This window comes from Ideonella azotifigens, assembly GCF_021043325.1.
Taxonomy (GTDB): Bacteria; Pseudomonadota; Gammaproteobacteria; order Burkholderiales; family Burkholderiaceae_C; genus Ideonella; species Ideonella azotifigens.
Genome location: NZ_JAJNKD010000008.1, coordinates 71,589 through 97,213, shown reverse-complemented (window position 1 = coordinate 97,213; position 25,625 = coordinate 71,589). Strand labels below are relative to the sequence as shown.

Sequence of the window (25,625 nt, the reverse complement as noted above, 5' to 3'; positions counted from 1 at the left end):
CGGTACGACGCCATGCTGTTCAAGACTCTCCGCATCGAACGCCGATGCGCCCGCGCCGCCACCTTGCTGGCCCTGTCCGCACTGCTGACCACGGCGGCTCACGCCGCCGACTTCGGCTACACGCTGCTCCATGTGGACGGCGGCCTGGCCACCCAGGCGTCGGGCATCACCGCCGACGGCACCATCGTCGGCAGTTACCAGCAGCCGCAAGGCCAGAGCGTGGTGATCCGGCCCTTCAGCTACCGAGACGGCATGTACCGCAAGCTTCCAGCGGTCGAGCCTGCTGTCTACAGCTTTGACGATGTCAACGACAAGCGCCACCTGGTGGCCAACCTGACCCACCGGGACCGGTCCTCGCAGGCCCTGCTCATCCGGGGCAAGCAGAAGACCGCGATCGAAGTCCCCGGCGCCGTGATGACGCGTGTCGATGCGCTCAACAACCTCGACACCGTGGTTGGCTCCTACGACCACGACCCCGATCAGTACGGCATCCTCACCACCAGCGGCTTTCTCTGGACCGAGGCTGGCGGCGTCGTGCCGTTCGACGCGCCCGGTGCGGTGGGCCTGACCATCCCCTGGGGCCTGAACAAGGCGGGCACCGCCGTGGGCGTGTACATCGACGCGGACTCCGTCTATCACGGCTTCGTGCGCGGCGCCGGCGGCACCGTGACCACGCTGGACTACCCCGGGTCGCCCTACACGCAGCTGATGGACATCAACGACAGCGGCGACATCGTCGGCTTCTACCAGGACCCGGTCGATTACATCATCAGAGGCTTCCTGTACCGCGCCGGCAAGTTCATCCCGGTCGGCCCGGCCGAAGCCACGCAGGGCGCGTACCCGTGGCGCATCGCGGCCAACGGCCGCATTGTCGGCTGGTACGCGAACGACCAGGGCCTGGTGAACAGCTTCCTCGCGACGCCTTCGACTGTGGGGGAATGAGGCAGCGGTGCGCCGGGAGGGCGCCCATGCAAACGCCTGGCAGGCGCCAGAATCGTGTTTCCTCCCATCTGTCGCCACGCCCATGCTGCCTGCCATTGCCGCTGTGCTGAGTGTCGAGATGCTCCGGGAGGGCGGCTCGCTGGAGGCGCGCTTCCAGGGCATCGACGGCAGTCGCCACTGCCTCCACTTTCCTCTGCTTTCGGCACGTGGGCCCAACAATGAGTTCCTGCGCTTGGGCTACGCAAAGCCAGTGGTGTTCCAGCGCGTGGAGTATTGGGAAGGCACCCGGCGAGGGTGGCATTCAGTGCACGAGGTTGAAATCTCCTGGCCCCACGCGACGGTGTTGCTGCGCCAGATGCGCAACCACATTGACAGCGAAATGGACGCGCGCTGGTTGATGGCGATGGAAGAGGCCGCTGCAAGCGAAGGCGAGCTGCCCGGCGGCATCGAACCCGTGCTGCAGCCAGCAGCGCGCCGAGCCGGCACGTGAGCAGTGATGTGCAGGGCGCCTCGGCGGTCAGCTTCGTCGGCGAGGTGGACGAGCTGTCCGCGCGGCGCTTGGCGACGTTGGGGCCGGTCCGGCAGATCTCGCTGACCCACATTCCGCTGGTGACCGTGCGGCAGGCCCGCCGCCTGCAGGTCGTGACCTCGGTCGAGCAAATCTGGCTTTGGTGCGATGTGACCCGTCTGGCGCTGAATCAGATTGTTCAGCTGCCGGGGCTCAGGCAGTTGGACGTGCTGCGCGTCGTGGCGCAAGGCCAGCGGCTTCGAGGCTTTGGCAAGGCAGCTGACCTGCAGGTGCTGAATGCCAATCTGTCCTTGACTGCGCAGGACCTGCTGGCGGTGTGTGAATGCCAGTCGCTGCGGGTGCTGGGCATCCAGGGCGCGGAGCTGACCCTCGCCTCGTTTGCCGCGGTCGCCTCGCTGCCGGCGTTGCGCTCGCTGGACCTGGAAGCCACGGCGTTCGACGACCGCATGGCCCGCTGGCTCGGCCGCGAGGCACACTTGGCCTCACTGGACCTCGGCGGCACGCGCATGACCGCCGCAGGCCTGCGCCATCTGGTCGCGATGCAGTCTCTCCAAGAGCTCGACTTGTGGGCCACGCCACTCACCGAAGCGCACCTGGAACTGCTGACCGAACTGCCCGAGCTGCGCTACGTCTCACTGGGTGGCTACGAACACCAGGCGTCGCTGGACCCGGAGCGCGTGACACGCTTGCTGCTGCGGCTGCAGCGTTTGCAGCGCGCCTGGCTCGACGGCATTGTGCTGAACGATGGGCAGCGGGCGGCACTGCGAGAGCGCGGCATCTCGCTGCGTTGCTGAGTCCCGCACTCAGGCCAAATCTCGCTCCATCCACATCGAGCGGATGCTGCGCCCGTGCTTCACGGCGTAGTCGTGGAAGGTGCCGACTTCGGTGAAGCCGAGTTTGCGGTGAAGGGCCAGCGAGGCTTCGTTGGGCAGGGCGATGCCGACCACGGCCTTGCGCAGTTCGTGCGGCGCGAGGAAGGCGAACAGGGTTTGGTAGAGCTGTTCGCCGTGCCGGCGGCCCGTCTGGCCGGGGGCGACGTAGATGCTGGTCTCGATGGTGAAGCGGAAGGCCGGATGGGCGCGATAGGGCTGGCTGCAGGCGCAGCCGAGCAGTTGGTCGCCGTCCATGGCCAGCCAGAGCTGGTGCGGCGAGCCCGGATCGAAGACGGCGAGCCATGACCGCATGTCCTGCTCGGACAGCAGTACTTCGTCGAAGGTGGCGAAGGAATTTGCGACGTAGTGGTTGCGAAGCACCCGCAGGGCATCGATGTCCGAGTGGGCGGCCGGGCGGATCGCGTGGTGGCTCATTTCTGTCCGCCCCAGGCCGCTGCCAGCGCCCGACCCACTTTTGCCGCAATGTCATCCTGAATCGCCAGCACGTCGGTCGCCTGGCGGTCGTAGGTTTCGGACCAGAGTTGGGTGGCGTCGCTGGCGCGGACGAGGCGGGCGGTGACGCGCAGGGTCTGGCCGGATTTGCGCACGCTGCCTTCGAGCACGTAGGCCACGTCCAGTGCGTGGGCGATCTCGGGGATGGTGGCTTGCTTGTCCTTGTAGAAGAAGGTCGAGGTGCGGGAGGGCACGCGCACGCCGGGCAGGTGGGCCAGGCTTTCGATCAACTGCTCGGTCATGCCGTCGGCGAAGGGCTCTTCATCCATCGCGTTGGTGAGGTCCAGGAAGGGCATCACGGCGACCGAGGTGCCGGGCGCGCTGTGCCATGGCGCCCACCAGGCCAGGCCCAGCGTGAGTGCGAGCAGCAGGATGGCCAGGGCGCTGACGAGGCGCGCCGCCTTGCGGCCTTGATGCGCGGCAGGCGCTGGGCTGGGCGGCGGGCCGGATGCCACGGCCGGTGCAGCCTCGGCTGCGGCGACGGCCCGCGGTGCTGGCTCGACGGGGCCCACCGCCGCGATCAGCCGGTAGCCGCGGCGCGGCACGGTGGCGATGTAGCTGGGCTCGCGGGTGCTGTCGCCCAAGGCGCGGCGCAGCGTGGTGATGGCCTGGTAGACGGAATCCTGCGAGACGACGACGTCGGCCCAGGCGGCCGAGAGCAGTTCGTCGATGCTGACGACTTCGCCAGGGCGGCTGGCCAGGTGCGCCAGCATGGCCATTGCCCGACTGTCCAGCGGCGTGGCCTCGCCGCCGCGCCAGAGGCGGTCGGTGGCGGGGTCGACCTGCCAGTCGCCGAGGCGGAATGTGGTGGGCGAGGCTGCGTGCCCTTGTGTGTCCATGTGCTCCCTGGGTCGCCGCGTTGTGGCTCGCGGCGTGGCCGGGATCTTACGCATGCTGGCGCGCAGCGGAGCGCCGCCGCCACTGGCCCAGCCGCGCCGCAGCCGCCTGCGGCGTGCGGCGGCTGCGCGCATGGCGCGGCCCTTCAGCGTTTCACGCCGTTGGCCGCGTTCTTGTTGCGAGCATCCCCGTCTGCCCCGGCGGCGGCCTCGATCTGGATCTGCACCGCGAGTTCGTCGCCCACCAGGTCCGAATAGGCGTTCAGGCCGTAATCGGAGCGCTTGATGGAGGTGGTGGCGGAGAAGCCGACCGAGGCGAACTTGGTGATCTGGTTGACGCCCAGCTTGTTGAAGCGCAGCTGCAGCAGGACCGGCTTGGTCACGCCGGCCAGCGTCAACTCGCCGGCCAGCGTGCCATGCGTGGCGTCAATGCGTTCGAGTCTGGTGCTGCGGAAACCCACGGTGGGGCTCTTGAACAGCTTGGCCCAGGCATCGTCGCCACGGATCTGCTGGTTCCAGGTCGCGTCGCCCATGTCCAGCGAGCGTGTCGGCATGCTCACGGCAATCGCCGAGTTCTTCCAGTCCTCGTCATCGAAGCTGAAGCTGCCTGGCGCCATGCGCAGCGTGCCGAAGAGCTGGATGAAGCCCTGGTGCTCCAGCGAAAAGCTGACGCGGGAGAGCTTGCTGACGATGGTGTAGGTGACGGGCGCGCAGGGCGCCGCAGCGGCCGACAGGACCAGCGCAGCCGCCAGGGCGGCCCGGCGGGCGGTTTTGAAAGCGGACATGGACTCCTCGGTTCGGTGGATGACAACGGCCCGCTTTGTAGCCAGCGGGGCCCGAAGTCGTCCTGAAACCGCCCTGAAAAGTCCTGATTCGGGCTGAAACCGATGCTGCGCCGCCCGCTGGCGAGCGTTCGCGTCAGCGGCTGTTCCATGCATCAAACGAATGGATCGATGAGTCGCACGCCGGTTCCGGCAAAGTCCCGCACGTTGCGGGTGACGAGCGTCATGCCGTGCTCCAGCGCAGTGGCTGCGATCACGGAGTCGCGCCAAGCGCGCGGATTGGGGACGTGCAGAGGCGCGCACAGTCGCGCGCCGCGCGCTGTGAAGGGCAGCGTTCGACCGTCATAGGCAGCTTCCAGCCCCTCGATCCATGCCTTGAGACCGGCTGCCTGGGCTGCGTCGGTGCGCGCCTTGAGCTCGTAACCCAGCCACAACTCCAGCAGCACGACGGCCGACAGATAGAACTGCTCTGCCGGCAATTGCGCCGCCCAACTGCGCACCGTGGCCGAGGGTTGCTTCTTGCCCGTTCGCAGCTCGGAGACGACGTTCGTATCGAGCAGGAACATGTTCAGTCCAGATCGGCCGCCACAGGCTGGTCGATCAGGCGCGGTGGCTCGAAGTCAATCCCGCCCGTCTCTGGCAGCCCGTCCATGAGCGCCAGCAGGCTGCGACTGGGCTGACGCTCGCCGCCGAGCGCGTAGAAGTCATCGATGCGCAGCAACGCGTACGCAGGATGGCCGCGGTCGGTGATCAGCACCGGGCCCATGTCGGCCGCCCGCTTGGCGCCGGCCAGATCGCGTGCGAACTGGCGCGCCGGGATCGTCGTGATCGGTTTTGGCATGGGTTGACTCCTGCAGGAGGTTTGCGGAATGTCGGTATGTTATGACATTCGTTCGCCTGAGCGTAAACCCATGGCATGCAAGGGGCGCGCATTGCCGCCGGTTGGACGGTAAGGTTTGGCTCAATGCCCTGCCGGCACGCGCGCCAGCGGCGTTTTCATCTCCGCCAGGGCATAGCTCAGCACCGCCAGCAGCGCGACCTGCTTGCGCAGCGCTTGCGGGTCGACCTTGTCCAGCGTGTCGGCGGCGGTGTGGTGGTAGTCGAAGTAGTGGCGGGTGTCGACCAGTGGCGCGAAGCCGGGCACGCCGGCCTGCTGCAGCGGTTCGATGTCGGTGCCGGCTTCGCCGGCGCGGGTCGTCATCACGCCGGCGCCGATGCTGCGCAGCACCTGGGCCACCGGCGCCAGGCGCTTCAACTCGGCTTCGCTGATGGCGCCGAAGAAGCCCAGCGGGTCGCCCAGGCCGAAGTCGCTTTCGATGGCCGCGACCTGCGTGGGCAGCTTGCCCTTGACCGACTCGAAATAGGCCTTGCCGCCGCGGGCGCCGTTTTCCTCGTTGGCCCAGGCGACCATGCGCACCGTGCGGCGCGGCGAGAGGCCCAGCGACTTCAGCACCTGCACTGCGCCCATGGCCGCGGCCACGCCCATGCCGTCGTCCATCGCGCCGGTGCCCAGGTCCCAGCTGTCCAGGTGGCCGGAGACGATGACGACCTCGTCCGGGTGCTCGCGGCCGGGCAGGTCGGCCAGCACGTTGTGGCCGTCGGCATCGGGCAGCGTGCGCGGCGTAAGCACCAGCTTCATCGTCACCGGGCCTTCGGCGGCCAGGCGCTCGATCAGCATCGCGTCTTCGGCGCTCAGCGCGGCGGCAGGCAAGGGCTGCACGCCGGGCGCAAAGCCGGTGGCGCCGGTGTGCGGCAGGCGGTAGTTGGCGGCGCCGACCGAGCGCACCAGCACCGCGGCAGCGCCCAGTTTGGCTGCCACGGAAGGCCCGCGGAAGCGCGGTTCGCCGGCTTGGCCGTAGGCGGCGCCCGCCAGGCCGTTGTCGGCCAGGTGCTGGTCGAACGGCACGCTGATCAGCACGATCTTGCCCGGCACCTCGGCTGCGCGGGCGGCCAGTTCGTCTATGCCGTGCACCAGCAGCACCGGCGCGGTGAGGCCTGCGGCTGGCGTCGCGGCCGAGCCGCCCAGCGTGGTCAGCACCAGGCGCTGGGTGATGCCGGCCGGGCGGCCGGCGTAGTCCACCAGCTCGGCGCGCTCTTCGCCGCGCTCCCAGTGCGGCACCTTGACGGGTTGCTGCGTCACCGCGAGGCCGGCGGCCGCCATCGCGGCGCCGACCTGGGCTGCTGCGGCCTCGGCACCGGGCGAGCCGGCCAGCCGTGGGCCGATCTTGTCGGCCAGATTGGCCAGCCGCTGCCAGGCAAAGTCGCTTTGCAGTGCGGCGTCGCGAATGCGCGCCAGCGTGGCCAGGTCAACTTCGGGCGCCGGGGCGGCGGTCTGCGCTTGGCCGAGCTGGCTGGCGAGCACCAGCAACGAAGCGGCGATGAACTTGAGGGAGGGACAGAAGGGCGGGGCCGGCTGGCGCATGCGAGAGGTTCCTGGCGTTCTTGACGAAGGCTGGAGCTTACTCAAGGTGCGGACTTCGGCGCCGCAAACGACAAAGCCCGCCAAGGCGGGCTTTTGGAGAGGCAGTGGCAGGCGGTGCGTCAGGCCTGGGCCAGCCCGCTGGTGCGTCCTGCGCTGCTTTGGCCGTAGACGGACGAGGCTGGTGCTTCGGAAGGCAGCAGCACGTCGATCGCGCGGTCCAGCGCGGTGGTGGCGCGGGCCACGGCGTCGCGCTGGGCGGCCACCTGGCCACTGGTGCGCACCAGGCGGCGGCGCAGCGCGGGCGGCACGCCGCCGCTGCGCTCGGCATTGCCAAAGCGGGAGACGGCCTGGGCCAGCGCCCGGTGCAGCGCTGCAGCGGCCTCTTCGGCGGCTGGGGCATTCTGCAGCTTCAGGGCATTGCCCAGGGCCGACAGCTGGGCTTCGACTTCGGCCAGGGTGGCTTCCAGGTCGCGGGGCGCGGAGGTGGGGACGAGATTGGGGCGCATCGGGGGTGCAGGTGAGCCTCGGCCTGCGCGGGTGCGCTGGGCCGATGCGGGCTTACGGCGGAAACAGGCAGGAGCTGGGCGAGTTCAGGCCCTGGGGTGCGGCGGAGCCGCGCACCAGGCCGGGCAAGTTCAGCGCTGGCGCGGCCTCAGGAAGGCTGGCGACCCAGCAGTTCCTGCGCGTTGCTGATCAGCTTGTCGGCGATCTTGCCGGCGTTGACCTCGAACTTGCCGTCGCGGATGGCTTGCGCCATGCGCTGGACCTTCTCGGTGTCGAAGGTCGCGTCGGTCGGGGCGTTGCGCAGCTCGCTGGCGGTGGACGAGATGGCCACTTCGGCACTCACAGGTTCCGCTGCGGCGCTGCCCGATTTTTTGTCGGTGCCAGCGGCCTTGCGGTCGTTGACCAGCTGGCTGATGCCAGGCTGGCTGTCGGGGGAACCGATCTTCATGATGTTGCTCTCCTGCTGGCCCGGGGAAACTCCAGGGATCCGGTGCACTTGGGTGCTGTATCGGAACACTTTGGCGGGACTTTAGCCATTTCGAATCGAGAAAAGCGGGTTTTCACAAGGCCACTTCGACCAATCGGTCGGCCACCGCGCGGCCCATCAAGACCTTGCCGGCCTCGGTGCGCACGCGAATGGTCTGGCCCTCTATGCCCGGGTTCATGGCCTGGGCTTCGGTGGCGATGGCCCAGCCGGCACCGCCGGCCACCACCTTCACCGTCTCGCCAGCGGCAAACCACTGGCGTGCCTTGAGGTCTGGCGGGCGCAGCGCGCTGCCGGCGGCCATGCCGCGCTGCAGCGAGCGGCCCACCAGGCCATTGGCTTCGGCAACCGGCATGCCGGTGCCGGCGGCCAGGTCGACCTCGGCTTCCATCAGGTGGCTGGCCAGCAGCACGGTGCCGGCGGGCAGGGCGTCGCGCAGCACCATCGCGGTCCGCCAGACGTGCACCGTCAGCGGCAGGCTGACGTTCCAGGCCTTGCTGCCCTGCACGCATTTCAGGCCGATGCGGGTGCGGCCCCAGGTCGGCAGGCCAGGCGGCAGATAGGGTTCGATCTTCTGGCAAGGCGCCAGGCGCAGCCGAGGGTCCAGCGCGCCGACCTCGATCTCCACGCGGGTGTTCTTGTTGCCGCTGCCCAGCACCGCGCTGTCGTGCGCCAGCTGCTGGATGCGGCCGCTCAGCTCGCCGCCAAGGGCCGCCAGGGCGCCGTCCTGCGGCGGCGGTGCCACCATGGCGCTAGATGGCGCAGTCGCTGCCGAAGCAGCAGCGGCGGTTGTGGGGGCGGACGCGGGCGCGGCGGCCGGTTTGATGATGCGGGTGTTCGGCGGCAAGGTCTGCACCAGGCCGGGGTTGATGACGATCTCTTCAGCCGACACGCCGGCCCAGGCCGCGGCCAGCGCAGCGCACAGCAGCGGCTGCATCAGCGCGCGGCGGGCGGTACGGGGCAGGGCGGGGGTTCGGGCTGGCATGGCAGTTTCCTGGAGCGTCAGGTTTTGCACTGTAGGCAGCCAGGCGCTGTCGGACGGTCCGAAATGCGGGGCCGGTGGCCGCCATTTCGCGCCTTCAGAGGGCGGCGCGCACTTTCACAATCGCTCCACGCCGCAAGCCATGCCTGCTTATCGGCTCACCTCGGCAACTTCTGAAGGACGTTCGCATGATCAACCGCTTGACCGACAGCATGGACTTCCAGTCCCAGGCCCTGTCCCTGCGGGCCGAACGCCAGCGCCTGATTGCCAGCAACATCGCCAATGCCGACACCCCTGGCTACACGGCCCGCGAAATGGACTTCTCGCAAGCCCTGCGCGAAGCCACCGGCAGCGCCGCGGTGAATGGCCGCATGGCGGCGACCCAGGCCGGCCACATCCAGCCCGCGGCCGGCGCCACCAGCGAGACCGGCCTGAAATACGCACTCGCCTCGCAGACCAACCTGGACGGCAACTCGGTCGACATGGACCGCGAGCGCGCCAGCTTCGCCGAGAACTCGGTCAAGTACGAGGCCACATTGAGGTTTCTGAATGGCCAGATCAAGGCCTTGTCCGACGCGATGAAGAGCCCGAGCCAGGGCTGATGCCCGGCCTGACTGAAGGAGCCCCGAGATGAGCCACTGGACTTTGCAACCCGCCTCGCCGCCGCAGCGTCCCGTGTCCGGCGACTGGCCGATGGCACCTGCGCCGCGCAGCCCGGTCTCTCCTGTTCCCACCAAGCCGCAAGGAGCTGCCAAATGAGCATGTTCAAGGTGTTCGACATCTCGGGCAGTGCGGTCAGCGCGCAAAGCCAGCGGCTGAACGTGGTGGCCTCCAACCTGGCCAACGTCGACACCGTCGCCGGCCCGGATGGCCAGCCCTACAAGGCGCGCCAGGTCGTGTTCCAGACGGTGCTGATGGACGCTGCCGGCAATGTCTCGGCCGGCCGCCAGAGCGATGACGGCCTGACCGCCAGCGCCGGCGTGCGGGTCTCCAACATCCAGGAAGACCAGACCGCCGGCCGCAAGATCCACGACCCTTCGCACCCGCAGGCCGATGCGCAAGGCTATGTCACCTACAGCAACGTGAACCCGGTCGAAGAGATGGTCAACATGATCTCGTCCTCGCGTTCGTACCAGAACAACATCGAAGTCATGAACACGGCCAAGAGCCTGCTGCTCAAGACGCTGCAAATGGGCCAGGGCTGAGTCCCGCGCCGTCCCCGCCCACCTGATTTCATAGGAGGCCCTCATGGCCGTCGATTCCGCCACTGGCACCAACAGCACGAACAAGACCGGCACCACCGCCGGGCTGAACAGCACCTCCAGCAGCGAGGCCTCGGACCGCTTCCTGAAGCTGCTGGTCACGCAGATGCAGAACCAGGATCCGCTGAACCCTTTGGACAACGCGCAGGTCACCAGCCAGATGGCGCAGATCAGCACCGTCACCGGCCTGGAAACGCTCAACACCACGGTCGGCGGCCTGAACACGCAGTTCCTGCAGATGCAGACCATGCAGGGCGCGGCGCTGGTCGGCCACGAGGTGGCTTACGAAGGCAACACGCTGACCCAGGCCGCGGGCAAGGGCAGCGGCGGCTTCGAGATCAGCAGCGCCTCGGACGAAGTCAAGGTCGAGATCCAGACGGCCGACGGCACCACGCTGGACACGGTCACGATGAAGAACCTCGAAGCCGGCCGCCACGACTTCAACTGGGACATTCCGACCGAACGCCAGGGCAATGCGCTGACCTTCAAGGTCACCGCCACCGCCAAGGGCGCCGCGGTCGATTCGATGCCGCTGCAAACCGACAAGATCACCGCCGTCAGCACCTTCAACAACACGATGGCGCTGGAACTCTCCAATGGCGACCGGGTGGCCTATGACGCCGTCTGGGCCTTCCTCTGATCGCCGGCCGGCACAGGTCGCCTTCCCCCGTCTCCGCCCCGTCTTTCCGCTTTCCTCTTCCAGCCCCAGGAGCAATCCATGAGCTTCCAGCAAGGCCTCTCCGGCCTGAACGTCATGTCCAAGAGCCTGGACGTGATCGGCAACAACATTGCCAACGCGAACACCTACGGCGCCAAGTCCTCGCGCGCCGAGTTTGCCGACATGTATGCCAGCGCGCTCAACGGCGCCGGCACCAACAATGTCGGCATTGGCGTGCAGCTGGCTTCGGTGTCGCAGCAGTTCACCCAGGGCAACATCACGGCCACCGAAAACCCGATGGACGTGGCGATCAACGGCGGCGGCTTCTTCCAGCTGACCGACGGCCACAGCCCCGTCACCTACTCGCGCAACGGCCAGTTCAAGGTCGACTCCACCGGCAACATCGTCAACAACCAGGGCCTGAAGCTGATGGGCTACCAGGCCGACAACACCGGCACCATCCAGCCTGGCCTGGCGGTGCCGCTGCAGCTGCCCACCGCCGGCATCAGCCCCCAGGCCACCACGTCGATCGACATGGAGTTCAACCTGGACTCGCGCCTGGCCACCACCGATCCGGGCAGCGGCGTGTCGCCCCGCATCAACTTCACCGATGCCACGACCTACAACAAGGCCACCTCGCTGACGACCTACGACGCCAAGGGCCAGCCCGTGGCGCTGACCTACTACTACCAGAAGACCGACACCGACAAGTGGAACGTCTACGTGACCGCCAACGGCACCTCGGTCGGAGGCAGCAGCACCGACCCGCAACCACTGACCGAGCTGGACTTCCAGTCCGACGGCTCCTCGGCCACGCCCACCGGCGTCACCTTCGACATTCCCGCCTCGCAGAATTCGGCTGGCTCGCAGACGCTGCCGATCACGGGCATCGACCTGAGCTTCAAGGGCTCGACCCAGTACGGCTCCGACTTCGCGGTGACCAACCTGGCGCAGGACGGCTACGCCCCGGGTTCCCTGTCGTCCATCGCGATCGACGACAGCGGCATCATCATGGCGCGCTACTCGAACGGCCAGTCCAAGCCGGCGGGCCAGGTCGAGCTGGCGACCTTCCGCAACATGCAGGGCCTGCAGCCCATGGGCGGCAACGGCTGGCAGCGCACCTATGCCTCGGGTGACCCGGTGGTCGGCACGCCTGGCGTGGGCAACATCGGCTCGCTGCAGGCCGGTGCGCTGGAAGAGTCCAACGTGGACCTGACCGGTGAGCTGGTCGGCATGATCACCGCGCAGCGCAACTACCAGGCCAACGCACAGACCATCAAGACGATGGACCAGGTGCTGCAGACGCTGGTCAACCTCCGCTAACCCGACTTAGGAATCCGCCATGGACCGCATGATCTACCTGTCGATGTCCGGCGCGAAGGCGGCGATGCAGCGCCAGGAAGTGATCAGCCACAACCTGGCGAACGTCAACACCACCGGCTTTCGCGAGCAGATGGCGGCGTTCCGCTCGGTGCCGGTGCGCGGCGATGGCGCGTCCACGCGCGCCTATGCGCTCGAAACCACCATCGGCTACAAGGGCGACGCGGGGCCACTGGAAGTCACCGGCCGCAACCTGGACGTGGCGATGAAAGGCCAGTCCTGGATGGCCGTGCAGGGGCTGGACGGCACCGAGGCCTACACGCGAGCCGGTGCGCTGGAAGTCAACAGCGAGGGCCTGCTGGTCACGCGCAATGGCCTGCAGGTCATGGGCGACGGCGGGCCTGTCACGGTGCCGACGAATGCCGAGGTGCAGATCGGCGACGACGGCACGATTTCGGCCACCGTGCCCGGCGGCAAGCCGCAGGCGGTGGGCAAGCTCAAGCTGGTGACGCCCGAGGCCGGCAACCTGCTCACGCGCGGCGAAGACGGCCTGTTCCGCGCCGCCACCGGCGACCTGGAGGCCGATCCGAATGCCAGGGTGCAAAGCGGCTCGCTCGAAGGCTCGAACGTCAGCCCTGTCGAGACCATGGTGGCGATGATCTCGGCCGCGCGCCAGTTCGAACACCAGATGAAGCTGCTGCAGACCTCCGAGAAGCAGGACCAGGCCGCTTCGCGGCTGCTGAGCAGCAGCTGATGGCAGGCCGTGCTCAGTCGCCTGCCGGCAGCTCGCCGGCATTGGCGTCAACAGCCTGCGGGCCGAAGCTGACGTAGAAGGTCGCGCCCTGTCCGGGCAGGCTCTCGGCCCACACCCGGCCGCCGTGCCGGTCGACGATGCGCTTGACGATGGACAGGCCGACACCCGAGCCCGCGAACTGCGCGCCGTGAAGCCGGTGGAAGGGCTTGAACAGCCGGTCTGCCTGGCTGGGATCGAATCCCACCCCGTTGTCCCGCACGAAGAGCACGGGCGGCTGCTGGTCGCCGACCACGCCGATCACCACCGATGCAGGCTGTGCCGAAGCGCTGGCGAACTTCAGGGCGTTGCCGATCAGGTTGAAGAACACCTGCTGCGCCAGATCGGGGTCGGCGTCGATCTGCGGCAAGGCTTCGATGCAGACCGGCAGCGGCAGCGCATCCGGCAGTTGCAGCAAGCCCAGCGCCGTCTGCACCACGGGCCCGGCATCCACGGTCTGGCGACGCAGTTGCACATCGCTGGAGCGCGCCAGGACCAGCAGCGACTCCACCATCCTGCCGGTCTGCTCGGCCTGGTCCGCAATCACCTCCAGGAATTGGTCGACCTTGTCGTGGCGCTGCTGCGCGACAAAGCCGCGTGCCAGCCTGGCCGCGCCGGCAATGCCGCCCAAGGGCCCGCGCAGGTCGTGCGACACGCTGCGGGTGAAGCTTTCGAGACCATCGATGATCTCGTGCAATTGCGCGGTGCGCTCCTGCACGCGCAGTTCCAGCGTCTCGTTGGCAATGCGCAGTTTTGCGGCGGCGGCCTTGCGCTCGACGACTTCCAGCTCCAGCTGTTCGGCCGTGTGCTGCACCCGCTTGTAGAGGCTGCCGTTTTCGTAGATGCGGCCGGCCTGGGCCGCGTGAATCGCCAACAGGTCCAGGTCCTGCGCGCTGAACTCGCCATCGCCGAGCTTGTCGAGCAGCAGGATCCAGCCATAGCTGTGGTGCAGCGAGACAATGGGTGCCAGCAAACCGTGCTGCCAGGGCGGAAAACCGGGTGGCAGCTGGGTCTGGCCGTCCTCGAAGGAGAAGCGCCGGGACCGGCCGTCTTCCATCACCTGACCTGGCAGCCCTGCGCCAAGGTCCAGCTGTGCCCTGAGCTGCGTCGTTTCGTCCTGTGTCAGGCCCCATGTGGCCAGGTGGGTCGTGGTGGTCCCGTTCTTGTACCTGGCCGCCAGCACGGAGCGCCGGGCACCGGTGAGCCCGCGTGCGCCACGGCAGACCTTGTTGAGCAGCTCGTAGGGATCTCGCTCCGAGGCCAGCTGCAGGCTCAGGTCGGTCAGTGCCGACATCCGGTGGTTGGTGTGCTCCAGCTCCTCGACCTTCAACGCGAGCTTGTTGGTGAGCACACGCAGGTGCTCGCGGTCGAAGCTTTCCGCGTCCAGGGCGATCGCCGGCGTCTGATGAGAGGACAGGGCTTCGGCCACCACACGCAGGATCTCTTCCGGCTCGCAAGGCTTCACCAGGACGTGGTTCACACCACAGGCATCGGCCAGGGCGCGCGCCTCCCTTTCCATGAAGGTGGCGGTGTAGAAGATGATGTGCGTGGCAGCAATGGCGGGTTCCAGCCGCAACTGGCGCACGAACTCGTAGCCGTCCATCGTCGGCATCAGCAGGTCACAGATCACCAGCTCGGGCGCGTGTTCGCGCACCAGTGCCAGCGCGAGCTGGCCGTCGGCCGCCTCCAGCGAGCGGTGACCGGCGTAGCGCAGCAGGGTCACGACCAGCGCCCGGTTGGGCGCCTGGTCATCGACAACGAGCACGAGGGCCATGAGCGTGTGCGTCGGTCAGCCCGCTGCGGGGCCGCGCAGCGCGGCGGGCAGGTAGGCCTCGATCTGGCCGACAAACAGCTCCGGTTCGATGGGCTTGGACAGGTAGCCATCGAAGCCGGCGGTGAGGACGCGTTCGCGGTCATTGGGCATCGAGAAAGCCGTGACAGCCACCACCGGAATGGCCGCGGTGTGCGGATCGGCACGCAAGGCCGCCAGCGTCTGGTAGCCGTCGAGCACCGGCATCTGCAGGTCGCAGACGATCAGCGCCGGCAGGGTTGACCGAGCAACCGCCAGACCTTCCTGGCCGTTGACTGCCATCAGCACCGTGTGGCCGCGGTGCGTGAGCAGGTAGCGCACCAACTCCATGTTGGCGGGGTTGTCTTCGATGACCAGGAGGGTTGCAGGCATCTTCACGCTTCCGGCAACAGCAAGGAAAAACTGCTGCCGCGATCACTTTCGCTTTGCACCACGATACGCCCTCCCAGCACTTCGGCAAGCCGTTGGCTCAGGTGTAAACCCAGGCCGGTACCTTCGGGCGCGCCCGGCCGGCTCTGGTTGACGCGGGCGAAAGCGCCAAACAGCTTGGCCTGGTCTGCTGGTGCGATGCCGATGCCGCTGTCGTCGACCCGGATCTCCACCCAGGCGCCGCCATCGCCCGCAGACAGGTTGCGTCCGGGCGCCAGCGTCAGCTGCACGCTGCCGTGTTCGGTGAACTTGATGGCATTGCCCACCAGGTTCAGCACGATCTGCTTCAGGGCGCGGCTGTCACTTTCCAGCACCACGGCTTTGCCGGGCAGGTGCAGCGAGAAGTCCAGGCCCTTGGCACGGGCCTGGGGTGCCAGCGTCGCATCGATCTCCCGCAGCAAGGCGCCGCAGTCCACCGGTTCAAAGTGAAGCTGCACCTTGCCGGCCTCGATCTTGGCCACGTCCAGCAAGTCGTTGATCAAGGCCAGCAGGTGCCGGCCGCCGGCCTGCACGGTGCGCAACTGCTGCTCCTGCTCTTCGTTCAATGGGCCGGGCAGCTTCATCAGCAGCGTGCCGGTGAAGCCGATGATGGCGTTCAGCGGCGTGCGCAGCTCATGGCTCATGCCGGCCAGGAAACGGTCCTTGGCCTGGTTGGCCAGCGCGAGTTCCTGGTTCTTTTCCTGCAGCGCCTGCTCGAAGCGCTTGCGTTCGCTGATGTTGCGGATCGCGCTCATCACGTAGGTGTGGCCCTCCGCGCGAAGTGGGCTCAGGCTGATCTCGACCGGGAACTCGCTGCCGTCCTTGCGCAGGCCGGCCAGGTCCAGGCCCGAGCCCATCGAGCGTTTGCGCGGCTGGAGGAAATAGTTGGATCGATGGCCCACATGTGCCTGCCGGTAACGCGGTGGCAGCAGTTCGTCCACCACCCGGCCCCGCAGCTCGCCGGGCGCGTAGCCGAACAGCTGCTCGGCCTGGGTGTTGGCAATGACAATGTGGCCGGTGGGGTTGGCCATCACGATGCCGTCGGGGGTCGAGTCAAGCAGTTCGCGATAGCGCTCTTCCATCAGCTGCGCATCGCGCTGGACCCGCAGGGCCGTGACATCCTTCTCCGCCGCGACGATCAGCGGCTGGCCCTCGCCGTCCAACAGCCTGCGTGCCGACACGTCCACATACAGCAGCGAGCCGTTGCGACGCTGGCGCACCGATTCCCAGGCGCCTGTGCCCGTCGCCAGCACACTGGCCAGGTGACCCGCATGGTCTGCATGAAGGTCTGGCGGCACCATCAGGGCTTCGAAGCGCTGGCCGCAGACCTCGGCCGAAGTGTGGCCATAAATGGCCTCGGCCCCCTGGGCCCAGCGCAGCACTTCGCCGTCTGGCCGGATCAGGATCAGTGCGTCCGGCGCATGGCCCAGCATCAGCCTGAGCAGTTCGTCTTCGGGGATGGGCAAGCCGCTCCTCCTGTTGATTGCCCGATTCTGATCAGTTCTGAGGAGGGCGACGGCCTGGGTCGGCTGCGTTACATCCTTCAGGCTGAGGATGCGGCCCGGCAAGGCTGGCCGCTGGCTGGCGAGGAATGTCGGCGCTTAGGCTGGCTTTTCCGGCGCTAGGCGCCCTCAAGTTCCCCGCATCATTGGATTTACCGCTTGACGGGGGTGCCCCAATGCTTCGATCGCTCTGGATTTCCAAATCCGGGATGGAGGCCCAGCAGATGCAGCTGGACCACATCTCCCACAACCTCTCCAACGTGGCCACCAATGGCTACAAGCAGTCGCACGCCAGCTTCGAGGACCTGATGTACCAGAACCTGCGCCAGACGGGTTCGAACAGCTCGGAGCAGACGCAGCTGCCGACCGGCCTGCAGGTTGGCCTGGGCACGCGCGCGGTGGCCACCACGCGCAACTTCAGCCAGGGCACGCTGCAGCAGACCAGCAACATGCTGGACCTGGGCATCAAGGGCAACGGTTTCTTCCAGGTGGCGATGCCCGACGGCACCACCGGCTATACCCGCGACGGTGCCTTCCAGCTCGACGCGCAGGGCCAGATGGTGACCAACAACGGCTACCTGGTGCAGCCCGGCATCACCATCCCGACCAATGCCACTTCGGTGAGCATTGCCGCCGACGGCACGGTCTCGGTGACCACGCCGGGCCAGGTCGCGCCGCAGAACGTCGGCCAGCTGCAGATCGCCAACTTCATCAATCCGTCCGGCCTGGAGCCGCGCGGGCAGAACCTGTTCACCGAGACCGCCTCGTCCGGCACGCCGACGACCGGCGCCGGTGGCACCAACAGCCTGGGCACGGTGCAGCAAGGCTTCACCGAGGCCAGCAACGTGAACGTGGTCGAGGAGCTGGTCTCGATGATCCAGACCCAGCGCGCCTACGAACTCAATTCCAAGGCCGTGTCGACCTCCGACCAGATGCTGCAGCGCCTGTCGCAGCTTTGATCCTTCCCTGGAGACCCGTCGTGACCCTCGCCCGTTCTTCCCTGCGTTCTGTCGCGCTGCTTGCCCTGCTGTCCTGCGGCGCGCTGGCCGCCTGCAGCACCGTCTACACCACACCCGAGGTGCAGTTCCCCACCGCCACCGCGCCGGCCATGCCAGCCAGCGGGCCGACGCCCTGGGAAGCCCAGATGCCGGTGCCCGTGGCCACCCGCCAGGCCGGCATGGTCAACGGCTCGATCTACCAGGCCGCGGCCTACCGGCCGATGTTCGAGGACCACCGCGCGCGCATGGTGGGCGACACGCTGACGGTGCAGATCAGCGAGCGCGTGACCGCCAGCCAGAAGGCCACCAGCACCATCGACAAGACCGGCGCGGTGACCGGCGCGCTCAGCGGCCTGCCGCTGATCAGCCCCAGCCTGCTGGCCAAGGTGGGCGTGAACGCCGCCGGCAGCAGCAGCAACACCTTCGCCGGCAAGGGCTCGACCGACACCGCCAACGACTTCTCCGGCACCATCACCGCCATTGTCACCGGCGTGCTGCCCAACGGCCACCTGCTGATCGCCGGCGAAAAGCAGGTCGGCGTGAACCACAACGTGGACACGCTGCGCTTCACCGGCCAGGTCGACCCGCGCAGCATCCTGCCGGGCAATTCGATCGCCAGCACCCAGATCGCCAACGTGCGCGTGCAGCACAAGGGCGACGGCGCGATGGCCGATACGCAGGGAATTAACTGGCTCTCGCGCTTCTTCTTGAACCTTCTGCCGGTTTGAGTTTGCCCAGAATCGGCCGAACCCCTCCCGCTTTGTGTCAGCTTTGCAAACGCCCGCCACCATGACCCTGATCACCCGCCTTTCCCGCTGTGCAGTCGTGCTCACCGGCCTGGCCCTGGCGGTGGGTGCGGTGCTGCCGGCGCAGGCCGCGCAGCGCATCAAGGAGGTCGCCTCGGTGCAGGGCGTGCGCAGCAACCAGCTGATCGGCTACGGCCTGGTCGTGGGCCTGGACGGCACTGGCGACCAGACGGCGCAGGTGCCGTTCACCGCGCAGGGCGTCAGCTCGATGCTGCAGCAGATGGGCATCTCGGTGCCGCCCGGCACCTCGATGCAGCTGAAGAACATTGCCGCGGTGCTGGTCACCGCGACGCTTCCGGCCTTTGCCCAGCCCGGCCAGCAGATCGACGTCAGCGTCTCGTCCATCGGCAATGCCAAGAGCCTGCGCGGCGGCTCGCTGGTCGCCACGCCGCTCAAGGGCGCCGACGGCGAGGTCTATGCCGTGGCCCAGGGCGGCCTGATCGTCGGCGGTGCTGGCGCTTCGCAAGGCGGCTCCAAGGTGCAGATCAACCATTTGAGCGGTGGCCGCGTGCCCGAAGGCGCGACGGTGGAGCGCACCGTGCCCACGCCGCTGTCGCAGGGCGACTCGATCCAGCTCGACGTGAATTCGGCCGACTTCAACACCGCCCGCGCGGTGGCCCAGGCCATCAATGCCGCCAAGGGCCCCGGCACCGCGCAGGCGGTCGACGGGCGCGTGGTGCGCGTGCGTGCGCCGCAGGACATGAACGAGCGCGTGAGCTTCCTGGCCGACATCGAGAACCTGCCGCTGGAGCTGGCCAAGCCGGCTGCCAAGGTGGTGATGAACCCGCGCACAGGCTCCATCGTGCTGAACCAGGCCGTCTCGCTGGCGCCTTGCGCGGTGGCCCATGGCAGCCTGTCGGTGACCATCAATTCCACGCCCACGGTCAGCCAGCCCAATGCGCTGTCCGGCGGCACCACCACCGTGACCGAAAAGACCGACATCTCGATTGCCCAGCAAGGTGGCAACGTGATTCAGCTGCCGGCGAGCGCCCAGCTGGCCGACGTGGTGAAAGCCCTGAACGCACTGGGCGCGACGCCGCAAGACCTGCTGGCCATCCTGCAGGCCATGAAGGCGGCCGGCGCGCTGCAGGCGGACTTGGAGGTCATCTGACATGACCAAGCTCGCCACCACCGGCCTGGGCGCCAACGCAGGGGCGGCCAATGTGGCCAGCAGCACCGGCTTTGGCGACGCGCGCGGTGTCGAGTCGCTGAAGAGCCGCGCGGCCAAGGATCCCAAGGCCGCCGTCAAGGAAGCCGCCAAGCAGTTCGAGACGCTGTTCATGCAACAGCTGCTCAAGAGCATGCGCGAGGCCACCAAGTCCGACAGCAGCATGGACAACGACGCTTCCAAGCTCGGCGCCGAAATGCTGGACACGCAGTGGTCCACCAAGCTCTCCGGCCGACCCGGCGGCCTGGCCGACGTGATCGCCCGCCAGCTGGACCGCCAGGTCAGCGGCAGCGCGACTTCGATTGCCAGGCCCGACAGCGCCAACCTTGCCGCCACCCGTTCCACTGCCAGCCTGGCCCGGCCGCAGGCGGCCGTCGGCATGCCGCAGCAGTCGGCCTCCGACTTCGTGACGCAGCACACCGAAGCCGCGACGCAGGCCGAAGCCACCACCGGCATCCCCGCCTCCTTCATGATCGCCCAGGCGGCGCACGAGACCGGCTGGGGCAAGCACGAGATCCGCCACCAGGATGGCACCACCGCGCACAACCTGTTCGGCATCAAGGCCGGCAGCAACTGGACCGGCGACACGGTGGACGTGACCACCACCGAATACAGCAACGGCCAGCCGCGCAAGGTGGTGCAGAAATTCCGCGCCTACGGCAGCTATGCCGAGTCCTTTGCCGACTACGCCAAGCTGATGAAGGACAACCCGCGCTACGAGCGCGTGGTCGCCTCCGGCAGCGACGCCCACAGCTTTGCCCATGGCCTGCAGAAGGCCGGCTACGCCACCGACCCGGCCTATGCGCAAAAGCTCAGCCGCGTGATCAACACCACCCTGCGCCTGCAGCGCAGCGTGCAGACCTGAGGCGCCCGCCATGTCCGGTTTGATGACCATCGGCCTGCGCGGCATGTTCGCCGCCCAGGCTGCGCTGGATGTCACCAGCCACAACATCGCCAACGCCAACGTCACCGGGTATTCGCGCCAGGAAGCGCTGATCGAGACCTCCAAGGGCCAATACACCGGCCGGGGTTTCTTCGGCAAGGGCGTGAATGTGGCCAACGTCAAGCGGGCGCACGACGACTTCCTGACCATGCAGGCCGCTGCCGCGCAGTCGCTGAAGTCCATGGACGCCACCCGCTCGGGCCAACTGCAGCAACTGCAGGACGTGTTTCCTTCGGGCAACCAGGGCATTGGCTATGCCATGGGCGACTTCCTGAACTCGATGGTCGACCTGGCCAACACGCCCAACGATGCTTCGGCCCGCCAGGTGGTGCTGGCCCGCGCCGCCGACGTGGCCGACCGTTTCAAGGCCGGTGCCGAGCGCATCCGGGTGCTGCAGGAGGGCGTGCAGTCCGACATGCGCAACTCGGTGTCCACGCTGAACACCTTGGCCGCCAAGGTTGCCGACCTGAACAACCAGATTGCCGGTTATGCCGGTGCGACCCAGCAGCCCAACGACTTGCTGGACCAGCGCGACCAGCTGATCTCGCAGATCAGCGACATCGTCGAGGTCAGCACGCTGAAGGCGTCCGACGGCTCGATGGGCGTGTTCATTGCCGGCGGCCAGCGCCTGGTGCTGGGCAGCGAAGCCTCGACGATGACGGTGCAGGCCGACCCGGCCGATCCGTCGCGCAGCGCGCTGTCGCTGCAAAGCTCGGGCGACACGCTGGCACTGCGCGAGGACATGATCACCGGTGGCTCGCTGGCCGGCCTGCTGAAGTTCCAGAACGACGACCTGGTCGATGCACGCAACGAGCTCGGCCAGATGGCCGCCGCGTTTGGCTCGCGGGTCAACGAGGTGCAGTCGCTGGGCATCGACATGGGCAACCCGGCCGGTGCTGGCGCGCCGCTGTTCAGCCTGGGCGCACCCAGTGCCAAGCCGAATGCCAACAATGCCAAGGACGGCAGCGGCATCTTCATCGCCCAGGTCCAGCTGACGGTGACGGACGCCACCCAGCTGCAGGCCAGCGACTACGAGATGCGCGCCGACGGCACGGGCAACTACACGCTCAAGCGCCTGTCCGACGGCGTGACCCGCACGGTGGCCAACGGCGACACCGTGGACGGTTTCAAGATCGACGTCAACCCCGACCTGCAGACCGGCGACCGCTTCCTGCTGCAGCCGGTGGGCGAAGCGGCCAGCGGCATGAGCCGCATCATGGACGACGTCAACGGCATTGCCGCTGCGTCGCCGGTCACCGCGACGATGGGCGTGGCCAACACCGGCACCGCCACCGTCAGATCGTTGACCGTGACCGACAAGTCGATCGACCCCACGCTCACCGCCAACGTCAGCTTCACGTCCGACACCGGTGACTTCAACTGGGAGCTGCGCGACAGCAGCGGCAACGTCACCACCAGCGGCACCGGCACCTGGGTCTCGGGCCAACCGATCTCGCTCAACGGCTTCGAGGTCCAGCTCAACGGCGTGCCCAAGAGCGGCGACTCGATGAGCGTGGCGCCCACCACCTACACCGACACCAACAACGGCAACGCACTGGCCTTTGCCGCGCTGCGCGACGAGCGCATGGTCGGCCGCTTCCAGCGCACCGACGGCACGATTGCCGACGGCGCCACCGCCACCGACGCCTACGCCGCGGCCATGGCCGACATCGGCGTGCGCGTGCAGGGTGCGATGGCGGCGGCCAACATCTCCGCCTCCGCTGCCGACCAGACCGCGCAGACCCTGGCCTCCAAGACCGGCGTCAACCTGGACGAAGAGGCCTCGCGGCTGATCCAGTTCCAGCAGGCCTACCAGGCCGCCGCCAAGGTGCTGCAGATTGCCCAGACCGTGTTCGACACCATGCTGCAGCTGGGCCATTGAGCCCTGCGGCATGGTTGCCTGATGATTGACTGCCTTGACCGCGCGGCGAGAGCCGCAGGAGCCCCGCGATGACCCGCATCACCACCGCCTACGCGTTCTCCTCTTCGGTGGAAAACCTCCAGCAGCGCCAGGCCGAACTGGTCCGTGCGCAGGAGCAGATGACCAGCGGCAAGCGGGTGCTGAAAGCCAGCGACGACCCGACCGCCGCCGCCCGCGCCGAGCGCGCCCGTGCGATGGAGCAGCGCGCCGACGCAACGACCCGCGCGATCGACGCCAGCCGCAATTCGATGACGCTGACCGAATCGGCGCTGTCCGACGCTGGCGAACTCGTGCAGCAGGCGCGAGAACTCATCGTCGCGGCCGGCAATGCCTCGTACAGCGATGCCGAGCGTGCCGACACCGCCAACCAGATCGCCGCGATCCGCAAGCAGCTGCTGGCCGTGGCCAACCGCGGCGACGGCACCGGCGGCTATGTGTTTTCCGGCCAGGGCAGCAGCCAGGCCCCGTTCATCGACCAGCCCGGCGGCGTGGGCTACACCGGCAGCGGCGGCGCCACCCAGGTCGCGTCCGACGAACAACTGCCGCTGACGCTGGACGGCAACGAGACCTGGCTGGCCGCGCCCACCGGCAACGGCGTGTTCACCACCAGCAGCAACAGCGCCAGCGCCTGGATCGACGCCGGCCGCGTGACCTCGCCGGCGGCCATCACCGGCTCGGCCTACCAGATCCAGTTCACCGTGGCCAACGGCGCCACGACCTACTCGGTCATCAAGGACGGCAGCACCGCCGTGCTGTCCGACCAGCCCTACACCTCGGGCCAGGCCATCCAGGTCGACGGCATGGCGCTGAGCGTCAGCGGCACACCCGGCCAGGGCGACAGCTTCGACATCCAGCCGTCCACGCCGAGTGCCTCGATCTTCAGCGTGCTCGACAAGGTCGTGGCCGAGTTGAAGACACCTTCGCGCAGCGCGGCGCAGACCACGCAGACGGTGCAGTCCGGCCTGCGCGACATCGATTCGGTCGCTAACCACCTGCAAAGCACCCGCAGCATGACCGGCGAGCTGCTCAAGCGCATCGACAGCGTGCAGGGCCGGGTCGACGATTTGAAGCTCTACGGTAAAACCACCGAGTCAAATGCCGAAGACCTCGACATGGCCCAGGCCATCTCGGACTTCTCGAACAAGCAGACCGGCTACTCTGCCGCGCTGCAGACCTACGCGTCGATGCAGAAGCTGTCCTTGTTCAACTACATCAACGGCTGACAACAAGAAAACTGTCATGGATCATCCTGTGCTCGACCAGCTGGTGCTGGCCTACGGCGCCCTGTTCAATGCCAAGCGCCAGCCGGCGATCTCGCGGCTCACGCTGCACCCGCTTGTTGGCTCGCCGGCCGAACTGGCCGATGGCGTGCTGGCCATGCTGGCGGCCGACTGGTCCGAGGCCAACGGCCCGCTGGCGCTGAACCCGACCAGCGAGCCGCTGCTGCACGCGCTGCTGGCCCGGCCTGCACCGGCCCACATCCAGCTGGAAGTGCCGGCCTTCATGGCCGCCGACCCGGCCGGCGCCGAACTGCTGCGCGAGCATGCGAAGTCCGGCTCGGTGCTGGTGCTCAAGGGCCGGCCGCTGGCTCCGCTGCCGCCGGACCTGGCGGGCTGCTTCAAGCACGTGATCGTGGATGCCGCCGAAGACCGGCGTCAGCAACCCGCGCCTGCCAACGCCCCCGCGCGCAGCACGCCTTGGGTGATTGCGGCCGCGCCGACCGCAGCCGTGGCCGCTGACGCGCTCAAGCGCGGCGCGCTGGCAGTGCAGGGCTGGCCGCTGGGCGAGGCGCCGGGTGCCAACGTCGCCCGCAAGGACGTGCCGGCCAGCGCCCAGGTGGTAATGAACCTGATCCAGCGCGTGGACCGCGAGGAGCCGGCCAACAAGCTCGATGCCGTGCTGCGCGGCGACCCCGCGCTGGCCTTCAAGCTGATGCGGCTGATCAACTCGCCGGCCTTCGGCCTGTCGGTCGAGGTCAGTTCCTTCCAGCACGCCATCATGATCCTCGGCTACCAGCGCCTGAAGCGCTGGCTGGCCCTGTTGATGACCAGCGCGGTCGACAGCCCGGACCTGAAGCCACTGATGTTCCTGGCCGTGCGCCGCGGCCTGCTGATGGAAGACCTGGCGCGCAGCCTGGGCGACGAATCCGCCCGCAGCGAAGCCTTCATCTGCGGCGTGTTCTCGCTGCTGGACCGCATGCTGGGCCAGCCCTTTGACCGCCTGCTGTCCAGCCTGCCGGTCGCCGAAGGCGTCGCCCAGACCCTGGTCGGCGAAAACGGCCCCTACCGCCAGTCCCTGAACCTGGCCATCGCCATCGAAGCCGAATCGCCGCACGACATCACCGATGCGGCCGGCGAGATGCTGCTGTCGGCCGGCGAGGTCAACCGCGCCGCCTGGAAGGCATTGCTCGCGTCGCGGCAAATGCAGCCGGAGTAGTGCTCCGTTCGGGCTGAGTAATTATCCGTTCGGGCCTGTCGAAGCTTGCCTTGTATTCCTTGCCATCAAAGTCCGAGACACGGCAACAAAGTCAGGAACGTTGGAGCGCGAGGAAGCACGGCATTGCAGCGGGTGCGGTCCTTCGATGTACTGAACTCGAGGCCCTGAAGTAGTCGTTCAACGTTCGCGCGTGACCCCGAGCCTGCGAGGCCCGATCTCTGCGGGGGTCGGCCGCTCATACCTTGGCGAGGAAGGCCGCCGCATCACCCGCTTCACACTTCCAGTCTGCGAAGACCCCGACCAGATTGCATTCCACGCAGCGGCAAGCGATGTAGTACCAGCGCACGTCATGTGTGCCCTCGTACACAGAGACGCCGGACATCAGCTCGAACACCTCGTTCTCGCAGACGCACTCGTGCGTCTCGGGCGCGGCTTCTTCAACGTAGTCCGCGCTGTCGCCCATCAGGTGTTCCTGCCCGCAGTCTGTGCAGGTGCGGATCGCCACGCCGGCTTCTTCATCGGTCTGCAGCGCGAAGGTCCGGCACCCGCAATCGCATTTGGACGCGGCAAACCGGACGGCCTCATGGCAATTTGCAACGCTGTAGCTGCGCAGCTCGGCTTGGGTGTCGCCGGACGTCGTCCCGTACCAGAACTCGCCCTTCTTCGTCAGTGCCATTGATGCTGCTCCATTCAAGGTGGGCTTCCCGGCAGGCCCGACGCCAGGCTCGCCCCGATCA

Annotated in this window: 29 protein-coding genes; 16 read left to right on the top strand and 13 right to left on the bottom strand. The window is 67.8% G+C overall.

Annotated features, from left to right (window positions below; genetic code table 11):
* Nucleotides 1–12: 12 nt before the first annotated feature.
* From LRH25_RS17735 to LRH25_RS17725, 3 genes are all read left to right on the top strand, one after another.
* Nucleotides 13–942: a hypothetical protein gene (locus LRH25_RS17735; protein ID WP_141289765.1), complete on the top strand. Its 930-nt coding sequence runs from the start codon at nucleotides 13–15 to the stop codon at nucleotides 940–942.
* An 82-nt stretch (nucleotides 943–1,024) separates the two neighbouring features.
* Nucleotides 1,025–1,432 carry a hypothetical protein gene (locus LRH25_RS17730; protein ID WP_141289766.1) on the top strand — a complete coding sequence of 136 codons (408 nt, stop codon included), beginning with the start codon at nucleotides 1,025–1,027 and terminating at the stop codon, nucleotides 1,430–1,432.
* A complete protein-coding gene (locus LRH25_RS17725; RefSeq protein WP_141289767.1) occupies nucleotides 1,429–2,265 on the top strand; it encodes a leucine-rich repeat domain-containing protein in 837 nt (278 codons plus the stop codon). Before LRH25_RS17730 ends, LRH25_RS17725 begins: the two co-directional genes overlap by 4 nt.
* A 9-nt stretch (nucleotides 2,266–2,274) precedes the next feature.
* Here the strand turns inward: LRH25_RS17725 and LRH25_RS17720 are convergent, their stop codons facing one another.
* From LRH25_RS17720 to flgA, 9 genes are all read right to left on the bottom strand, one after another.
* On the bottom strand, nucleotides 2,275–2,778 hold the full coding sequence (locus LRH25_RS17720) for a GNAT family N-acetyltransferase (RefSeq protein ID WP_141289768.1): 504 nt from the start codon (nucleotides 2,776–2,778) through the stop codon (nucleotides 2,275–2,277).
* A complete protein-coding gene (locus tag LRH25_RS17715) occupies nucleotides 2,775–3,695 on the bottom strand; it encodes a winged helix-turn-helix domain-containing protein (protein WP_231011850.1) in 921 nt (306 codons plus the stop codon). Before LRH25_RS17715 ends, LRH25_RS17720 begins: the two co-directional genes overlap by 4 nt.
* A 143-nt stretch (nucleotides 3,696–3,838) precedes the next feature.
* Nucleotides 3,839–4,477, bottom strand: coding sequence for a YceI family protein (locus LRH25_RS17710; RefSeq protein WP_170201129.1), 639 nt, complete (start codon nucleotides 4,475–4,477; stop codon nucleotides 3,839–3,841).
* A gap of 152 nt (nucleotides 4,478–4,629) precedes the next feature.
* Nucleotides 4,630–5,040 carry a type II toxin-antitoxin system VapC family toxin gene (locus LRH25_RS17705; protein ID WP_141291182.1) on the bottom strand — a complete coding sequence of 137 codons (411 nt, stop codon included), beginning with the start codon at nucleotides 5,038–5,040 and terminating at the stop codon, nucleotides 4,630–4,632.
* Nucleotides 5,041–5,042: 2 nt separating this feature from the next.
* Nucleotides 5,043–5,315, bottom strand: a complete 273-nt coding sequence (locus tag LRH25_RS17700) for a type II toxin-antitoxin system Phd/YefM family antitoxin (protein ID WP_141291180.1) — start codon at nucleotides 5,313–5,315, stop codon at nucleotides 5,043–5,045.
* A 120-nt stretch (nucleotides 5,316–5,435) separates the two neighbouring features.
* Entirely contained in the window at nucleotides 5,436–6,896 is a 1,461-nt protein-coding gene (locus LRH25_RS17695) for a M20/M25/M40 family metallo-hydrolase (RefSeq protein WP_231011849.1), read from the bottom strand.
* 119 nt (nucleotides 6,897–7,015) lie between these two features.
* A complete protein-coding gene (locus LRH25_RS17690; protein WP_231011847.1) occupies nucleotides 7,016–7,402 on the bottom strand; it encodes a hypothetical protein in 387 nt (128 codons plus the stop codon).
* Between the two features lie 146 nt (nucleotides 7,403–7,548).
* Complete coding sequence (gene flgM, locus LRH25_RS17685; protein ID WP_141289757.1) at nucleotides 7,549–7,848, bottom strand: flagellar biosynthesis anti-sigma factor FlgM; 300 nt, start codon at nucleotides 7,846–7,848, stop codon at nucleotides 7,549–7,551.
* 112 nt (nucleotides 7,849–7,960) lie between these two features.
* On the bottom strand, nucleotides 7,961–8,869 hold the full coding sequence (flgA, locus tag LRH25_RS17680) for a flagellar basal body P-ring formation chaperone FlgA (RefSeq protein WP_231011845.1): 909 nt from the start codon (nucleotides 8,867–8,869) through the stop codon (nucleotides 7,961–7,963).
* A gap of 185 nt (nucleotides 8,870–9,054) precedes the next feature.
* On the opposite strand from flgA, the gene flgB reads away from it, so the two are divergent.
* The 6 genes from flgB to flgF all read left to right on the top strand — a co-directional run bounded on the left by flgB (nucleotide 9,055) and on the right by flgF (nucleotide 12,860).
* The gene (gene flgB, locus LRH25_RS17675) at nucleotides 9,055–9,468 is read left to right on the top strand and encodes a flagellar basal body rod protein FlgB (protein ID WP_141286388.1); all 414 of its coding nucleotides are present in this window, start codon (nucleotides 9,055–9,057) and stop codon (nucleotides 9,466–9,468) included.
* A 28-nt stretch (nucleotides 9,469–9,496) separates the two neighbouring features.
* Nucleotides 9,497–9,625: a hypothetical protein gene (locus LRH25_RS32840; RefSeq protein ID WP_259374078.1), complete on the top strand. Its 129-nt coding sequence runs from the start codon at nucleotides 9,497–9,499 to the stop codon at nucleotides 9,623–9,625.
* Nucleotides 9,622–10,071 carry a flagellar basal body rod protein FlgC gene (flgC, locus tag LRH25_RS17670; RefSeq protein WP_141286390.1) on the top strand — a complete coding sequence of 150 codons (450 nt, stop codon included), beginning with the start codon at nucleotides 9,622–9,624 and terminating at the stop codon, nucleotides 10,069–10,071. The genes LRH25_RS32840 and flgC overlap by 4 nt, the downstream gene beginning before the upstream one ends.
* A gap of 43 nt (nucleotides 10,072–10,114) precedes the next feature.
* Nucleotides 10,115–10,768, top strand: coding sequence for a flagellar hook assembly protein FlgD (locus LRH25_RS17665; RefSeq protein ID WP_141286392.1), 654 nt, complete (start codon nucleotides 10,115–10,117; stop codon nucleotides 10,766–10,768).
* A 78-nt stretch (nucleotides 10,769–10,846) separates the two neighbouring features.
* The gene (gene flgE, locus LRH25_RS17660) at nucleotides 10,847–12,109 is read left to right on the top strand and encodes a flagellar hook protein FlgE (RefSeq protein WP_141286394.1); all 1,263 of its coding nucleotides are present in this window, start codon (nucleotides 10,847–10,849) and stop codon (nucleotides 12,107–12,109) included.
* Nucleotides 12,110–12,128: 19 nt separating this feature from the next.
* Nucleotides 12,129–12,860: a flagellar basal-body rod protein FlgF gene (gene flgF, locus LRH25_RS17655; protein WP_141286396.1), complete on the top strand. Its 732-nt coding sequence runs from the start codon at nucleotides 12,129–12,131 to the stop codon at nucleotides 12,858–12,860.
* A 13-nt stretch (nucleotides 12,861–12,873) separates the two neighbouring features.
* On the opposite strand, the gene LRH25_RS17650 is transcribed toward flgF, so the two are convergent.
* Genes LRH25_RS17650 through LRH25_RS17640 form a run of 3 tightly spaced genes read right to left on the bottom strand, consistent with a single transcriptional unit; the run spans nucleotide 12,874 to nucleotide 16,580 of the window.
* Nucleotides 12,874–14,670: an ATP-binding protein gene (locus tag LRH25_RS17650; protein ID WP_141286398.1), complete on the bottom strand. Its 1,797-nt coding sequence runs from the start codon at nucleotides 14,668–14,670 to the stop codon at nucleotides 12,874–12,876.
* A 15-nt stretch (nucleotides 14,671–14,685) separates the two neighbouring features.
* Complete coding sequence (locus LRH25_RS17645) at nucleotides 14,686–15,078, bottom strand: response regulator (protein WP_141286400.1); 393 nt, start codon at nucleotides 15,076–15,078, stop codon at nucleotides 14,686–14,688.
* A gap of 2 nt (nucleotides 15,079–15,080) precedes the next feature.
* Complete coding sequence (locus tag LRH25_RS17640) at nucleotides 15,081–16,580, bottom strand: PAS domain S-box protein (protein ID WP_259372429.1); 1,500 nt, start codon at nucleotides 16,578–16,580, stop codon at nucleotides 15,081–15,083.
* A 212-nt stretch (nucleotides 16,581–16,792) separates the two neighbouring features.
* Between LRH25_RS17640 and flgG the strand changes: the two genes are divergently transcribed.
* The 7 genes from flgG to LRH25_RS17605 all read left to right on the top strand — a co-directional run bounded on the left by flgG (nucleotide 16,793) and on the right by LRH25_RS17605 (nucleotide 24,888).
* Nucleotides 16,793–17,575 carry a flagellar basal-body rod protein FlgG gene (gene flgG / locus LRH25_RS17635; RefSeq protein ID WP_141286402.1) on the top strand — a complete coding sequence of 261 codons (783 nt, stop codon included), beginning with the start codon at nucleotides 16,793–16,795 and terminating at the stop codon, nucleotides 17,573–17,575.
* Between the two features lie 20 nt (nucleotides 17,576–17,595).
* Nucleotides 17,596–18,342, top strand: coding sequence for a flagellar basal body L-ring protein FlgH (locus tag LRH25_RS17630; RefSeq protein WP_141286404.1), 747 nt, complete (start codon nucleotides 17,596–17,598; stop codon nucleotides 18,340–18,342).
* Nucleotides 18,343–18,403: 61 nt separating this feature from the next.
* Nucleotides 18,404–19,531, top strand: coding sequence for a flagellar basal body P-ring protein FlgI (locus tag LRH25_RS17625; RefSeq protein ID WP_211361322.1), 1,128 nt, complete (start codon nucleotides 18,404–18,406; stop codon nucleotides 19,529–19,531).
* A 1-nt stretch (nucleotide 19,532) separates the two neighbouring features.
* Complete coding sequence (flgJ, locus tag LRH25_RS17620; RefSeq protein ID WP_141286406.1) at nucleotides 19,533–20,453, top strand: flagellar assembly peptidoglycan hydrolase FlgJ; 921 nt, start codon at nucleotides 19,533–19,535, stop codon at nucleotides 20,451–20,453.
* A 10-nt stretch (nucleotides 20,454–20,463) separates the two neighbouring features.
* Nucleotides 20,464–22,413 carry a flagellar hook-associated protein FlgK gene (gene flgK, locus LRH25_RS17615; protein ID WP_141286408.1) on the top strand — a complete coding sequence of 650 codons (1,950 nt, stop codon included), beginning with the start codon at nucleotides 20,464–20,466 and terminating at the stop codon, nucleotides 22,411–22,413.
* A gap of 68 nt (nucleotides 22,414–22,481) precedes the next feature.
* A complete protein-coding gene (flgL, locus tag LRH25_RS17610) occupies nucleotides 22,482–23,675 on the top strand; it encodes a flagellar hook-associated protein FlgL (protein ID WP_141286410.1) in 1,194 nt (397 codons plus the stop codon).
* A gap of 16 nt (nucleotides 23,676–23,691) precedes the next feature.
* On the top strand, nucleotides 23,692–24,888 hold the full coding sequence (locus LRH25_RS17605; RefSeq protein WP_231011842.1) for an EAL and HDOD domain-containing protein: 1,197 nt from the start codon (nucleotides 23,692–23,694) through the stop codon (nucleotides 24,886–24,888).
* 235 nt (nucleotides 24,889–25,123) lie between these two features.
* Here LRH25_RS17605 and LRH25_RS17600 read toward each other — a convergent pair whose 3' ends face one another.
* Nucleotides 25,124–25,564, bottom strand: a complete 441-nt coding sequence (locus LRH25_RS17600; protein WP_141290562.1) for a hypothetical protein — start codon at nucleotides 25,562–25,564, stop codon at nucleotides 25,124–25,126.
* Nucleotides 25,565–25,625 lie beyond the last annotated feature (61 nt).

What these genes read in the sequence shown, in the direction of transcription:
- LRH25_RS17735 (WP_141289765.1), top strand. Translation starts at nt 13, where the DNA reads ATGCTGTTCAAGACTCTCCGCATCGAACGCCGATGCGCCCGCGCCGCC.
- LRH25_RS17730 (WP_141289766.1), top strand. Translation starts at nt 1,025, where the DNA reads ATGCTGCCTGCCATTGCCGCTGTGCTGAGTGTCGAGATGCTCCGGGAG.
- LRH25_RS17720 (WP_141289768.1), bottom strand. Translation starts at nt 2,778, where the DNA reads ATGAGCCACCACGCGATCCGCCCGGCCGCCCACTCGGACATCGATGCC.
- LRH25_RS17715 (WP_231011850.1), bottom strand. Translation starts at nt 3,695, where the DNA reads ATGGACACACAAGGGCACGCAGCCTCGCCCACCACATTCCGCCTCGGC.
- LRH25_RS17710 (WP_170201129.1), bottom strand. Translation starts at nt 4,477, where the DNA reads ATGTCCGCTTTCAAAACCGCCCGCCGGGCCGCCCTGGCGGCTGCGCTG.
- LRH25_RS17705 (WP_141291182.1), bottom strand. Translation starts at nt 5,040, where the DNA reads ATGTTCCTGCTCGATACGAACGTCGTCTCCGAGCTGCGAACGGGCAAG.
- LRH25_RS17700 (WP_141291180.1), bottom strand. Translation starts at nt 5,315, where the DNA reads ATGCCAAAACCGATCACGACGATCCCGGCGCGCCAGTTCGCACGCGAT.
- LRH25_RS17695 (WP_231011849.1), bottom strand. Translation starts at nt 6,896, where the DNA reads ATGCGCCAGCCGGCCCCGCCCTTCTGTCCCTCCCTCAAGTTCATCGCC.
- LRH25_RS17690 (WP_231011847.1), bottom strand. Translation starts at nt 7,402, where the DNA reads ATGCGCCCCAATCTCGTCCCCACCTCCGCGCCCCGCGACCTGGAAGCC.
- flgM (WP_141289757.1), bottom strand. Translation starts at nt 7,848, where the DNA reads ATGAAGATCGGTTCCCCCGACAGCCAGCCTGGCATCAGCCAGCTGGTC.
- flgA (WP_231011845.1), bottom strand. Translation starts at nt 8,869, where the DNA reads ATGCCAGCCCGAACCCCCGCCCTGCCCCGTACCGCCCGCCGCGCGCTG.
- flgB (WP_141286388.1), top strand. Translation starts at nt 9,055, where the DNA reads ATGATCAACCGCTTGACCGACAGCATGGACTTCCAGTCCCAGGCCCTG.
- LRH25_RS32840 (WP_259374078.1), top strand. Translation starts at nt 9,497, where the DNA reads ATGAGCCACTGGACTTTGCAACCCGCCTCGCCGCCGCAGCGTCCCGTG.
- flgC (WP_141286390.1), top strand. Translation starts at nt 9,622, where the DNA reads ATGAGCATGTTCAAGGTGTTCGACATCTCGGGCAGTGCGGTCAGCGCG.
- LRH25_RS17665 (WP_141286392.1), top strand. Translation starts at nt 10,115, where the DNA reads ATGGCCGTCGATTCCGCCACTGGCACCAACAGCACGAACAAGACCGGC.
- flgE (WP_141286394.1), top strand. Translation starts at nt 10,847, where the DNA reads ATGAGCTTCCAGCAAGGCCTCTCCGGCCTGAACGTCATGTCCAAGAGC.
- flgF (WP_141286396.1), top strand. Translation starts at nt 12,129, where the DNA reads ATGGACCGCATGATCTACCTGTCGATGTCCGGCGCGAAGGCGGCGATG.
- LRH25_RS17650 (WP_141286398.1), bottom strand. Translation starts at nt 14,670, where the DNA reads ATGGCCCTCGTGCTCGTTGTCGATGACCAGGCGCCCAACCGGGCGCTG.
- LRH25_RS17645 (WP_141286400.1), bottom strand. Translation starts at nt 15,078, where the DNA reads ATGCCTGCAACCCTCCTGGTCATCGAAGACAACCCCGCCAACATGGAG.
- flgG (WP_141286402.1), top strand. Translation starts at nt 16,793, where the DNA reads ATGCTTCGATCGCTCTGGATTTCCAAATCCGGGATGGAGGCCCAGCAG.
- LRH25_RS17625 (WP_211361322.1), top strand. Translation starts at nt 18,404, where the DNA reads ATGACCCTGATCACCCGCCTTTCCCGCTGTGCAGTCGTGCTCACCGGC.
- flgJ (WP_141286406.1), top strand. Translation starts at nt 19,533, where the DNA reads ATGACCAAGCTCGCCACCACCGGCCTGGGCGCCAACGCAGGGGCGGCC.
- flgK (WP_141286408.1), top strand. Translation starts at nt 20,464, where the DNA reads ATGTCCGGTTTGATGACCATCGGCCTGCGCGGCATGTTCGCCGCCCAG.
- flgL (WP_141286410.1), top strand. Translation starts at nt 22,482, where the DNA reads ATGACCCGCATCACCACCGCCTACGCGTTCTCCTCTTCGGTGGAAAAC.
- LRH25_RS17605 (WP_231011842.1), top strand. Translation starts at nt 23,692, where the DNA reads ATGGATCATCCTGTGCTCGACCAGCTGGTGCTGGCCTACGGCGCCCTG.
- LRH25_RS17600 (WP_141290562.1), bottom strand. Translation starts at nt 25,564, where the DNA reads ATGGCACTGACGAAGAAGGGCGAGTTCTGGTACGGGACGACGTCCGGC.